The organism is Niabella yanshanensis, from assembly GCF_034424215.1.
GTDB classification, from domain to species: Bacteria; Bacteroidota; Bacteroidia; order Chitinophagales; family Chitinophagaceae; genus Niabella; species Niabella yanshanensis.
This window is the reverse complement of record NZ_CP139960.1, coordinates 4,520,099-4,534,002: the sequence shown is the minus strand read 5'-3', so window position 1 is coordinate 4,534,002 and position 13,904 is coordinate 4,520,099. Positions and strand designations below refer to the sequence as shown.

General features: G+C 44.9%; 4 protein-coding genes, 2 tRNA genes and 2 rRNA genes. All 8 read right to left on the bottom strand.

The features are described 5' to 3' along the window. Window positions 1-97 precede the first annotated feature (97 nt). Window positions 98-2,896: ribosomal RNA gene (locus tag U0035_RS18910) — 23S ribosomal RNA — on the bottom strand. Between the two features lie 330 nt (window positions 2,897-3,226). Further along, a tRNA-Ala gene (locus tag U0035_RS18905) sits at window positions 3,227-3,300 on the bottom strand. Window positions 3,301-3,309: 9 nt separating this feature from the next. Beyond that, window positions 3,310-3,387 (bottom strand) — tRNA-Ile (locus U0035_RS18900). Window positions 3,388-3,612: 225 nt separating this feature from the next. After that, window positions 3,613-5,138 (bottom strand): 16S ribosomal RNA (locus tag U0035_RS18895). The 16S and 23S rRNA genes sit together here with 2 tRNA genes alongside, the layout of an rRNA operon. A gap of 1,080 nt (window positions 5,139-6,218) precedes the next feature. Further along, window positions 6,219-7,859, bottom strand: a complete 1,641-nt coding sequence (locus U0035_RS18890; RefSeq protein WP_114791483.1) for a hypothetical protein — start codon at window positions 7,857-7,859, stop codon at window positions 6,219-6,221. Between the two features lie 12 nt (window positions 7,860-7,871). Further along, window positions 7,872-8,768: an endonuclease/exonuclease/phosphatase family protein gene (locus U0035_RS18885; RefSeq protein WP_162817909.1), complete on the bottom strand. Its 897-nt coding sequence runs from the start codon at window positions 8,766-8,768 to the stop codon at window positions 7,872-7,874. A 20-nt stretch (window positions 8,769-8,788) separates the two neighbouring features. Then, window positions 8,789-10,543: a RagB/SusD family nutrient uptake outer membrane protein gene (locus U0035_RS18880; RefSeq protein ID WP_114791755.1), complete on the bottom strand. Its 1,755-nt coding sequence runs from the start codon at window positions 10,541-10,543 to the stop codon at window positions 8,789-8,791. Between the two features lie 56 nt (window positions 10,544-10,599). Then, entirely contained in the window at window positions 10,600-13,890 is a 3,291-nt protein-coding gene (locus U0035_RS18875) for a SusC/RagA family TonB-linked outer membrane protein (protein ID WP_114791485.1), read from the bottom strand. Between the last annotated feature and the right edge of the window lie 14 nt (window positions 13,891-13,904).

The following is a 13,904-nucleotide window of genomic DNA, read 5'->3' as shown; positions in this document are numbered from 1 at the left end:
AACGATCCTTTTCAACATGTCAACATTTAAACTTGTCAACCAACAATAAAATAACATATTGGAAAATCAAAAAAATTAGAAGAGTACCTAACAAATAAAATTAAAGCGTACGGGCAATTAGTACTACTCGGCTTTGATGTTACCACCTTTACACCTGTAGCCTATCAACGTAATAGTCTCTTACGGCCCTTAAAAGTAAACTCATCTTGAGATAGGTTTCACGCTTAGATGCTTTCAGCGTTTATCCTGTCCGTACTTAGCTACTCAGCATTGCACCTGGCGGCACAACTGATACACCAGCGGTACGTACGACCCGGTCCTCTCGTACTAAGGTCATGTTCTCTCAATTTACTAACGCCCACCACAGATAGGGACCGAACTGTCTTGCGACGTTCTGAACCCAGTTCACGTGCCACTTTAATCGGCGAACAGCCGAACCCTTGGGACCTTCTCCAGCCCCAGGATGTGACGAACCGACATCGAGGTGCCAAACCTCCCCGTCGATATGAGCTCTTGGGGGAGATCAGCCTGTTATCCCCGGAGTACCTTTTATCCTTTGAGCGACGGCCCTTCCATACAGAACCGCCGGATCACTTTAGCCGACTTTCGTCCCTGCTCGGCCTGTTTGCCTCACAGTCAAGCTCCCTTATACTAATGCGCTCTGCGTACGATTACCAACCGTACTGAGGGAACCTTTGCAAGCCTCCGTTACTCTTTAGGAGGCGACCACCCCAGTCAAACTACCCACCATGCACTGTTTCCCGCTAGGGATTAGATTCTAAATCAAAGAAGGTTGGTATTTCAACGACCGCTCCACAATGGCTGGCGCCACCGCTTCATAGCGTCCCAACTATGCTACACATCCGTAATTCAAAATCAATGCAAAGTTGTAGTGAAGGTTCACGGGGTCTTTCCGTCCCGTGGCGGGTAACCGGCATCTTCACCGATACTACAATTTCACCGGGCTCGTGGAGGAGACAGCGTTCAACTCATTAGACCATTCGTGCAGGTCGGAACTTACCCGACAAGGAATTTCGCTACCTTAGGACCGTTATAGTTACGGCCGCCGTTTACTGGGGCTTCAGTCAGAAGCTTTGGATTACTCCGAACATCCTTCCTTAACCTTCCAGCACCGGGCAGGTATCAGGCTCTATACGTCATCTTTCGATTTTGCAGGGCCCTATGTTTTTGTTAAACAGTTGGTTGAACCATTTTACTGAGACCTACCGAAGTAGGTATGCTTTATCCCGAAGTTACAGCATCAATTTGCCTAGTTCCTTCTCCACGGCTCACCCGAGCGCCTTAGAATACTCATCCCGTCTACCTGTGTCGGTTTGCGGTACCGGCCGCTATGCTCGCTTTTCTTGGAAGAACTTTCACACTTACGCTTCACCCGAAGGATCCACTCAGCTAATCCGTCAGCCTGTAGTGCTAGCATTCTCCGTCACTTTTAATGCATAGTGGGCGCAGGAATATTAACCTGCTTTCCATCGTCTACCCCTTTCGGGTTTGACTAAGGACCGGGCTAACCCTGATCCGATTAACGTTGATCAGGAACCCTTAGACTTTCGGCGATAAGGTTTTTCACCTTATTTATCGTTACTTATGCCTACATTTTCTTTTCTAACCGCTCCAGCATACGTCGCCGTACACCTTCGATGCAGTCAGAATGCTCCCCTACCGATATACCACCTGGTGGCAATCATAGAGCTTCGGTTCATAGTTTAATACCCGATTATTTTCCGCGCAGAGCCTCTCGACCAGTGAGCTGTTACGCACTCTTTAAATGAATTGCTGCTTCCAAGCAAACATCCTGGCTGTTATAGAAGCTCTACATCGTTTGATTAACTTAACTATGCATTGGGGACCTTAGCTGCTATTCTGGGTTATTTCCCTCTCGGCCACGGACCTTAGCGCCCGCAGCCTCACTCCCGGTAAACATCTGTTAGCATTCGGAGTTTGTCAGGGTTTGGTAGGCGGTGAAGCCCCCTAGCCCAATCAGTAGCTCTACCTCTAACAGACTTTATAAACCGAGGCTGTTCCTAAAAACATTTCGGGGAGAACGAGCTATCTCTCAGTTTGATTGGCCTTTCACCCCTATCCACAGGTCATCCCAAGACTTTTCAACGTCAACGGGTTCGGTCCTCCAGTGTGTGTTACCACACCTTCAACCTGCCCATGGATAGATCACAAAGTTTCGCGTCTAGCCCCACTGACTAAGCGCCCTATTGGGACTCGCTTTCGCTACGGCTCCGTTGTTTAAAACTTAACCTCGCCAGTGAGGACTAACTCGTAGGCTCATTATGCAAAAGGCACGCCGTCACACCATAAAGATGCTCCGACCGCTTGTAGGCGTACGGTTTCAGGTACTATTTCACTCCCTTATTTAGGGTGCTTTTCACCTTTCCCTTACGGTACTGGTTCACTATCGGTGTCTGAGGAGTATTTAGCCTTACCAGATGGTGCTGGCAGATTCAAGCAGGATTCCTCCGGTCCCGCCCTACTCAGGATACCACTCGTCCACATCAATTTCTGCTTACGCGGCTCTCACGCTCTATGGCTTAATTTTCCAAAAAATTCAGCTTGATGATGCTTTCTAAATGTGGTCCTACAACCCCGGCTCCGCACGCGAAGCCGGTTTAGGCTCTTCCCTGTTCGCTCGCCACTACTTAGGGAATCATTGACTTATTTTCTTTTCCTCCGGGTACTTAGATGTTTCAGTTCTCCGGGTTGGCTCTCTTTCGAGTGATACGTCTTCAACGTAACAGGTTGTCCCATTCGGAAATCCAGGGATATAATACTCGTGTGCAGTTCCCCCTGGCTTATCGCAGCTTACCACGTCCTTCATCGCCTCTCAGACCCAAGGCATCCACCATACGCCCTTAATTGCTTTAAAAAAGTTTATAAAACTTAATTAATATGAGGCCAGATTCTCATCTGGACTTTTTATTTAGTTTGTTGTAGTTGTTACCCGACCACATTGCTTCAGACCAACCAAAATATTTGGTGATATTTTTACAATTATGATCGATAAACTATGTTAGGTACTCTCCTAACAATATTTTTTCCAATATGTCAAAGAACTTTTGCCCCTAACCCCTAAAGGGGTATCAAAGCATAGTTGATAATATGGTTACGAACCATCAGACCTTAAAATATCTTTAAGTCATTATCATCTTATGTAAAGAACTATTCTGTGAGGCTTAACGCCTTACCTTCTACTTTGTGGAGGATATCGGAGTCGAACCGATGACCCTCTGCGTGCAAGGCAGATGCTCTAGCCAACTGAGCTAACCCCCCAGAGTTTTTTGGTAGACCCGACCAGATTTGAACTGGTGACCCCTACATTATCAGTGTAGTGCTCTAACCAGGCTGAGCTACGGATCTGTTTACTAATGTGCCAATTTGATAATTAGCTAATATGCTAATGATAAATGATAATTATCAGCTGGCTTTAGATTGCCGTACTCAAATTTGGCCATCAGGTCTTATGTAAAGAACTTACCCTAAATCCCTAAAGGGACTTTTAATTACTTTAATATACTCCCCTTTAGGGGTGGGGGATATATTTGAAAGAAGAGGAAACAACAGCACGGTAAGTGCTTGCTCTAAAAAGGAGGTATTCCAGCCGCACCTTCCGATACGGCTACCTTGTTACGACTTAGCCCCAATTACCAGTTTTACCCTAGGCAGCTCCTTACGGTTACCGACTTTAGGTACACCCGGCTTTCATGGCTTGACGGGCGGTGTGTGCAAGGTCCGGGAACGTATTCACCGTATCATTGCTGATATACGATTACTAGCGATTCCAGCTTCACGTAGTCGAGTTGCAGACTACGATCTGAACTGAGAGTAGGTTTTTGAGATTAGCTTCACGTCACCGTGTTGCAACTCTTTGTCCTACCCATTGTAGCACGTGTGTAGCCCTGGGCATAAAGGCCATGATGACTTGACATCATCCCCTCCTTCCTCGCGTCTTACGACGGCAGTTTCACTAGAGTTCCCAGCGTTACCTGATGGCAACTAGTGATGGGGGTTGCGCTCGTTGCGGGACTTAACCCAACACCTCACGGCACGAGCTGACGACAGCCATGCAGCACCTTGCTTTGTGTCTATTGCTAGAAATACCGCTTTCACGGTACGGCACTCGCATTCTAGCCCAGGTAAGGTTCCTCGCGTATCATCGAATTAAACCACATGCTCCACCGCTTGTGCGGACCCCCGCCAATTCCTTTGAGTTTCAACCTTGCGGTCGTACTTCCCAGGTGGGATACTTAATGCTTTCGCTCAGACACACACTGTTTATCGCGTATGTCGAGTATCCATAGTTTAGGGCGTGGACTACCAGGGTATCTAATCCTGTTTGATCCCCACGCTTTCGAGCCTCAGTGTCAATATATGTGTAGCCAGCTGCCTTCGCAATTGGTGTTCTATGTCATATCTAAGCATTTCACCGCTACATGACATATTCCGCTAACCTCCACAATATTCAAGACTGATAGTATCAAAGGCAGTTTCCGAGTTAAGCTCGGAGATTTCACCTCTGACTTACCAACCCACCTACGCTCCCTTTAAACCCAGTGAATCCGGATAACGCTTGCACCCTCCGTATTACCGCGGCTGCTGGCACGGAGTTAGCCGGTGCTTATTCATATGGTACCGTCAGTTGAACTAGAAAGTCCCTTTTTCGTCCCATATAAAAGAAGTTTACAATCCAGAGGACCTTCATCCTCCACGCGGCATGGCTGGTTCAGAGTTTCCTCCATTGACCAATATTCCTTACTGCTGCCTCCCGTAGGAGTCGGGCCCGTGTCTCAGTGCCCGTGTGACTGGTCGTGCTCTCACACCAGTTAATGATCGAAGGCTTGGTGGGCCATTACCCCGCCAACTACCTAATCATACGCACACCCGTCTTCTAGCGTGTTGCCACTATAATATCAGTGAGATGCCTCACCAACATGTTACGGGGTATTAATCCAAATTTCTCTGGGCTATCCCCCACTAAAAGGAAGGTTGTGTACGTGTTCCGCACCCGTTTGCCGGTCGCCGGCGGACCGAAGTCCCCGCTGCCCCTCGACTTGCATGTATTAAGCCTGCCGCTAGCGTTCATCCTGAGCCAGGATCAAACTCTCCGTTGTAAATGAGTTTGATTGCTGACTATTAAAAATTCTCAAGAAGAAAAATTAACGTGTCAAAAATCGAATGTTATTTGCTTTTTGACTTACCTTTCGTGTCACTCTATTTAATAGAGTAAATTGATTGTGCTATTGTTTCCAAACTTTCAAAGAACTTTAATCAATTTGCTAACCAGCTAATATGCCAATATGCCAATGATTGAAGCGATAATTATGGTTATGAACCACCAGACCTAATGTCATTATCAAATATCTAAAGAACTAATTTCTAAACTTAATGAGCGTAAAATACCATCCCGATCTCTCATCATCCGCGGGCCAATCACTCAAATTACTATAAACTTTCTGAAGAGCTAAACAACTTCCGTAACCGTTGTTTTTAATTGGGATTGCAAAGCTAGTATCTTTATTTCAATCTGCCAAATTTTTTCGAAACTTTTTTGAATTTATTTTTGAAGAACTACACTCAAAAAACATCACTCAAAACCTCTCTAAGAACTAACCGATTCAGTATTTTCGGACGGCAAAGATAAGGAAATCTTTTCGAAACTTAACCAACTTTTTTCAATCTTTTTTTTCAAGACGCAGACTCAACTGCAAGGTGGGAAATAAGCGGAATGCTTAAAACTTAAGACATTCATTATTAATTTGTTATTCAATACCCTAAGGGCTTTTCTAAGAACTATTTCCCGTTACTCTACTCAAAAACGGGATGCAAATGTAAAAGCTTTATTTTAATTCACCAAATTTATTTTTAATAAATCTTCCCAACCTACTCATTACCAAACTCCTACAAACACTTTAAGAACTGCGTTACTCACTAACGGGGTGCAAATATAGAACTCTTTATCACAACACAAAACTTTTTACCAAATTTATTTAAAAAAATATTCGAAAAATACGATAATATACCGTTACTATCTAATTATCAACTAATTAGAATATTAAAATTCGAATACCAGATACTGGATGCCTGTATATTGGATGCTGGATATTAGACACTGGCTGTCAAATACCAACCAGCTACATACAAAAAGGGCTGCACTATAGTGCAGCCCTGAGTATACTATATATAAGTAGCCCTTACGGACTTGGATACCCGAGCATAGAAACCAGGTTAAACCTTGCCCGCTGGTTTTCTGCCGGCACTACAACATCGATAGTAACCGCACCCCTGCCCGACCCGGTTGTAGTATAGCTTTTTACCAGCACCACACCAAATGCCTGGTTATTTACGGCACCGGTGGCCAGGTTCCAGGAGCCCCAACCAATGATCACACCCGTATTGGTTACCGGATCTGCACTCACACGCCTGTTGGTAGTACTTACATTATAGTTTTCTCCTACCGGGCCTGGACCTTTAATATTTACATTAATAAAGTTGTCCAGGTTAGAATCCCAAAGCAGGCTGTCCATAGCCGCAGGCGTTACACTCCTTCGATTGGCAGTAACCAATGTATAAGTAGCTTTCGTAAAACCTTCCATATAAGGAGCAGCCGCTGTTTGATAAGCTGCACCGGCAGTGTATATAAAAGGTGGCACAAACCTAAACGCATTGTTATATATAATGGTACCGAAATCAATCATCTCCTGGGCCGCCGCTGCATTGGTCACATCAAATACATGTGGCGCTTTATAAGCTGAGAACCAGTTATTCTTTCCCGGACCTATTTCCGTCGTCAACACGATATTGGTAAACCGCAATAAACGTCGGTTGACCTTCCCTATTGGGTATTCCAATACCTGCTCTTTGCCCCCTGCGTTACGCCCGCTAATACGAATGGCTTCCATCCCCACAGCCCCCTGAACAGGAACAGTGAAACTGAACTCATCCGGAGGTGTTCCCAAGTTGATAGACTGTTCAGCACCATATACCCCACCGGTCTTAATTGCATAACTAAGACTGCTTAAATCAGATCCGGAGCTTACCTGCCCACTAAATACATTCAAACTATCTGCATAGAGATAAGGAATAGTTCCTGAAATACCCGCCAGAGCAATGCTTACCGCGTCATCGGCAACACGGCCTACTTTAAAAGTATCCACCACATTTCCGTCATAGATATTGGCAGCAGTAATAATTACATCAGTAAGTCCTTTAGGCACTACGAGTGCTGCGACAAATGCCGTTGATTTCTTATCCGTAAATGGTATAGCGGTCTCGGCAGAAAGCACTCCGTTAATGATGGTCCGGTAAGAAATCTTTGAAAGATCATGTGTGGATGTTATTTGTCCCTGTACGTTCAGCCTCTTTTTCTCAAAAACCGTCTCCTGGAATTTAATACCGTCCTTGAATGTCATTACCGGTAACGCGCGTATTTCAGACATTCTAATATGCACTTCTGAGCTATTATTGTTTTTATCAAAAGAAACCACCACCAGTTCAACCATTGCTGGTCGTATGGTGAACTGTATCTCTTTTGTTAAGGTAGACGGATAATCCGTATTATCGGCATGAACCGGTGCCTCAGAAGTAGTTCCATTAGCGGTTTGATTAATAAAGTAATAAGACAAACGTTTAACGCCCACTGTAGAAGATACGGTAATTGGTATCGTAACCACATCGCCCACATTGACACGGGCTATATTCGCGTATTGTGCATCAATTTTTATATCGGGACCATTGCCCGTTTTTTCTACCCACTCTTTCTTACCGCAGCCTGTTGCAAAGCCCAATATTGTGCAAAAGAAAAGAGCATATCTGATCAGGTGTAAATAGTTCATGTCAATATTTTTTTATCGGTGAAATTTCAATTCAGCTATTACAGGAAGATGATCAGAAGCATAATGCTCTGCCACCACACTATGTGTAATAACGCTAAAGGCAGTAGCCGGCCTATAAGCCAGGTAATCGATTACCGAGGTAGGATTCTGCGCATTAAATGTTCGCGGACAGTTACCGCCAATGCAGGTACGTGTAAGCATCTGGTCAAATACATTAAAGAATCCGGTTGCACTCTCCTGCTCATTCAGATCCGCGCCAAAAACTACTTTTGCATCGCTTAGAGCAAGAATACCCGCTATATCATTGGCCTGTTGCAGGCGATTAGTAGCGCTATTGTGCTGCAAATGGGTAACTGCAGCCATTACAGAATCCCGGCCAGGCAAATCAATGTAAGCGGTACCCAATACTCTTTGTTCAGTAGATTCATTCTCCAGCTTAAGTAAGTATTTTCGAACCGTGTAGAGCGGATACTTGCTCAGAATAGCAACGCCGTAGAAGCCGCGCAGGTATTCCCTTGCTGAATAGTAAATAAAATTCATCTTCAGTGAATCAGCCAGCACTTTGGCCTGATCACCCGTATACCCGTTACGGTTGGTGCCTCTATCTACTTCCTGGAGGAAAACCACATCAGGGTTTGCCGTGGCAATCGCTTTCGCAATAGCAGGCATATCTACCGAATCCGGATAAGCAGGAGGCGAACCCGCATGAATATTATAGGTCATTATCTTTATGGAGCCCAGCAAGGGCTGCTCCTCGTTATTACCACCAAACCTGCCGTCACCCTGTCCATAATAAGTGGCTTCGCCATCAGGCATATAGGGATCTTTATTACATCCCATTACCAAAATCAGCAAAGTACTTAACAATAGCAGGATGCCGCCGGAAATTGTCCATCTGTTTGTACGCATATCATTTATTTTAAAGCTTGCTATTCCCATCCCGGGTTTTGTTTCAAATTAGTGTTCAGTGTCAGGTCTTCAACAGGTAGTGGCCATAAATAATCTCTACTCTCGTTGAAGGTTTTTGTTATGTTCACATTCGTAATAATATTACCCCTGGAAGCATTATCCAATTCGCTTACCGCTAACTGGTAAGGCCCGGTTTCAGGAGGTCTGGATCCTGTATAAATCTCCAGTTCTGCAGTTCCGTTCCTATCCAGGTCATACCTGCCCGCTCCGGGGAAATACATACCTTTAAAAGGTGTAGCCAGTAAATGTCCTTCTTTCCAACGCATGAGATCATCCCACCGGTTATTATTTTCCATGACCAGTTCAATCCGACGCTCTCTTCGTATTTCCAGTATCACTCCCCTGTTAGCTCCGCTTACATTCTTATATAAAGCGGCCTGGTAAGGATCCGGATTCGCATTTGCTGCTGCCATATCCATGTCGGGCATGCCCACACGCTCTCTCAATCTCCCGATGGACATATCTATATCGGCCTGGGTGAGGATATTTAATTCGGCTTTCGCCTCCGCATAATTCAGTAACACTTCGCCGAAGCGGTATAATAAAAGATCCTGGTAAGATTGACCACTCCCATCCATAGCCGCAATATTCATCCATTTGATAGGTTGGTAGCCGGTCATGGTAGCATTGAAATCTACAGAGCTATTGGCGGTAGCCCCCACCCTTCGATACCCGGTAGTGCGTATCGTTTGGGCCAACCGGGGATCACGGTCCTGTACCTCGGTAAAATACTGCATGGTATCGTAGCCGGCCTTGTCAGTAAACCTTGAACCATCAGCCATCAGGTAGCTATTTACTAATCGCTTTTCCAAACCGGGTTTACCCTGCGTTCTGGCTGTGATATAAAACTGTAGGTTATGACGAATACCCAGGGTGTTATCGAAGCGGCGCCCCATAATCACCTCGTCAGACACTGGGTCCAACTTTAAGTGCGCGAACAAATCCTGGTAGGCTTTCCCTGATGGACCATCTGTTTTGGTATAAAGGGTGTAAATGCCAGAGCTCATTAGTTCCTGTGAAGCACTTACGCATTCATTAAGGAATTTATCGGCACCTGCAATATTAAACTCCGTATGGTATTTCCTCCAGGTTCCTTCATACAGGCAGATGCGTGATTTTAAGGCCAATGCTGTCCACTTGGTAATGCGCTCTACACTCTTCGTTTGGTCTAAATGAGCAATAGCAAAATCGATATCAGCCAGTACAGAGTCCATTACCAAAGCCCTTGGATCCCTTGCTTTTTGAAGACTGTTAATATCGGTATTTTCAATGACCATGCTATACCAGGGAACATCGCCGTAAGACTTCACTTTATCAAAGTAAAAAGAAGCTCTTGCAAATCTTGCCAGACCAACATACTTATCCCTGATCACCTGATCGGGAAAATTGATCACATTTTGATTGTTAAGGAAAAAATTAAAATTTCTCAAAGGCTCCCAACCCCACCTGGTATCGGTGGTTGGAACGAGACGTGTGCCACTGATCTCCCTGCCTACCGATGATTTCACGATATTGTCGCAGTCCTCTCCATAGATATAATCCGCGCCCGGCATATAGGTATAAAAAGAATTGGTATAGGCTTTTAAGTCATTTTCTGTTTTAAAGAAGGTTTGTGGCGAAACAGAATCTGTAGGATATTGCTCCAGGATGTCTTTATTGCAAGATGCGATTAATAGCATTGCGACTGCAACAATTAAAGTATTTATAAATCTCATTGTTCCAATTTTAAAATGTTCTTTGAACATGGTATTTGTTTGCATCATCAGATAGATTAAAAAGTGATATCAATACCAAAGGAATAAATTTTGGTGAAAGGATATACCCGTCCGTCGATATTCGCCATTGCCTGTTCGGGGTCTATATACTTTGTACGGAGCTTGGTCCAGGTAACCAGGTTCTCGCCGCTCGCAAAAACACGGAATGACTGGATCTTGTATCTTTTAGTAAAGGTTTCAGGAATACGGTACCCGATGGTCAGATTCCTTAAGCGCAGGTAAGCCAGATCCTGCAGGTATTTATTATTGGTGGCCCGCAATTCATTGTTCGCGTTCAAAGCTACATAAGCCAGCAGATTGGGAAAATAAGCATTGGGGTTTTCGGCGCTATAGACATCATTCGCAAAATCTTTGGGAATAAAGCTGAAGTAAGGACGCGAGTAAGGCCCCCAGAACCGATCTGCATTGTTACCCGGATACCAATCCAGTTTGCCTATGCCTTGAAAAAAAGCTGCAACGTCAAAACCGTTCCAGTTGATACCGCCATTGAATGCATAAGAATAGCGGGGCGTTGAGTTACCTAGTCTGCGCTGGTCGCCCGGGTCGTCTACTGTGTTGGCTCCTGCGTTTATAATACCATCACCATTCAGGTCAACCCACCTGAGATCTCCTGCACGAAGTGGAATATTATTATCATTACGCACCCCATTCAACCATCGCTGATCAACAGGGTAAGTTCTTGCCTCCGCATCCGTTCTGAAATAGCCATCCGTAACGTATCCCCATATTTCCCCCATGCGTTTCCCCTCATACATGGTAAAAGTCTGGCGTGTAGGATTATTGACTTTTGTAACCGTGGCATAATTGTCACTTAACATAGCGCCCAGAGTATACATCAGAGGTTTACCACCCACAGCAAACTGATCCTTCCAGGCTAACGATAGCTCAAAGCCCTGCGTACGGATATCCGCTACATTCTCTAAAGGTTGCGTAGCACCATACACGTTAGGAATTTTTATGCCTGCAGCCAGTATTCCGGAAGTATATCTCACATACTGATCATAAGTAACTAACAACCTGTTCCGCAAAAAACCGAGATCAATCCCTCCGTTATAGGTGGTAATGCGCTCCCAGGTAAGACTTGCAGATACTGGTTGCGGCGCTTTATAATACACCATACGTTCACCATCTAAAATGTAATTAACATAGCCATTGCTACCAGGCACAAAAGGGTTTAGAGTAGACACATAGGGATATGGGCTGCTTACCGCCTGGTTGCCCAGTTGGCCAACAGAGGCCCTGATCTTAAAGTCACTCACAGCCTGCTTTAAGCCAGTCCAGAAACCTTCTTCGCTTACCCGCCATCCTGCTGAAGCAGACGGGAAGAAGCCCCAGCGATCATTTTTCGGAAACCTGGATGAACCATCGTAGCGTCCGCTCGTTTCCAAAAGATATTTTCCTTTGTAATCGTAGTTAACCCTGTAAAAAGCACCTTTTAAAGCAAAAGCACTGGAACCGCCGGAGGTAGTCATATCACCTGTTGCAAGATCAAGATCGTTTAACTCCTGTGATGTCAGGTTAAAACGGGCAGCACCAATCCTCTTCGATCTATGATGCTCCTGGTTGTAGCCGGCCATTACTTTAAAATTATGGGTACGCGCAAAAGACTTGTTGTATTCCGCAAATACATTGGTCACCAATACCTGGTTGAATTGCTGGCTTTCTGATAACCTGTCCGTAATAAAACGTGGTACCGGCTCTTCCACCCCGGGGTACAACGAATAAGTAGAGGGCGCTTCTCTGTAAAAGCTTGGATCGGTGTATAAATTGTATGAAAAATTACCGGTAATTGTCATCCCTTTGAAAGGTGTGATAACCGCCTCCGATATGCTGGTTAATTCATACTTACGGTCTACGCCACGGGACTTACCATTAATTAAAATGCTATACAATCCATCGGCGATATCATAATTATTTAAACCGGTTCTGTAAGTTGCGGTTCCATCAGGATTCCAGGGCGCATAAGCCGGGGAGGCATGCACATTAATATGTACGAAATTGGCATTGGCGCCGCCGTTCCTTCCGTAATAATCATACTTCATGTGATAGAAATTGGTATTCTGCGATATTTTGATCCAGTCATTCAGTTTGGCAGCTACTTTTGTTCTCAGTCCATAGGTATTATACTTGTCAGTATTGAGGCGCATGATGCCGTCCATAAATTTGGCATTACCGTTGATCATGAAAGTCACTTTATCTGAGCCCCCGGTGATGTTGAGATTATGGTTCTGGTAGGGTTGCCATTTGGTGAACATAGCATCCCACCAATCGTAATTACCATAGTACACATACTGATCTTTCCCGTTACGGTTTTGAACCGTTACCCAGGGGCGTGACGGATCTTCGGTTACATCGTTTCTTCTGGCATACAATTCCGCATAATCCTGCTCGGTGTAACCTGAGTACCCGCCCACATGGGCCAAAGCTGCATCATTCAACTTCATCCACTCGTAGCCACTGGTCATAAAATCGGTTCTTACAGTAGGGGTAGCGTTCCCGAAAATATTATTGTAGCGCATAGAAAACTTACCCGAGGCACCTGATTTAGTTGTAACCAGGATCACTCCAAAGCCTCCCCGGGCGCCATATACCGCCGCAGAGGCAGCATCCTTTAACACTGTAATGCTTTGTACTTCTTCAGGCGATAAGCGATCAAGGGTTCCTGGTGTTCCATCAATCAAAACCAAAGGTCCTCCGTTCGTTGGATTATTGCCACTGAAAGATGTGGCTCCCCGAACATTAAGGGTGCCCATGGTACCTGGCGCGCCACCACCAAACCTGATATTTAAGTTGGGAATTGCTCCTTGCAACATGGAAGAGATATTGGTAGCGGGCCTGTCCCTGAAATCATCTCCGTTTACCTGGGTTACAGCACCTGTGAGCGTTACCTTTTTTTGCGTACCATAACCCACTACAATTACTTCGTCCAGTGGTGCATTTACAGAAGATACAAGTTTGATAAAAAGCGAGTTGCTCTCGCCTGCTTTGATTTCAAAATCATTAATAGCATGCTGTTGAAACCCTACATGCGACACCCTGAAATGATAGGTACTGTTTGGCATCAGTTGATTGAAGCGAAAGATGCCTGCTTCATTAGTGGATGTGATATAACGGACAGTTGTATCAACCTTATTGATAGCAATTACCGTAGCAAGTTCTACTGGCTTCGACTGTTCGTCATAAACAGTACCGGTTACTATTACCGGCTCCTGCGCAACAGCCTTTAGCGAGAAAAGAAAAGATAAAACAGCTATGCCTAAACGGCAAATACGTTTTCGTTGACTCATTCTATTTTATTTTT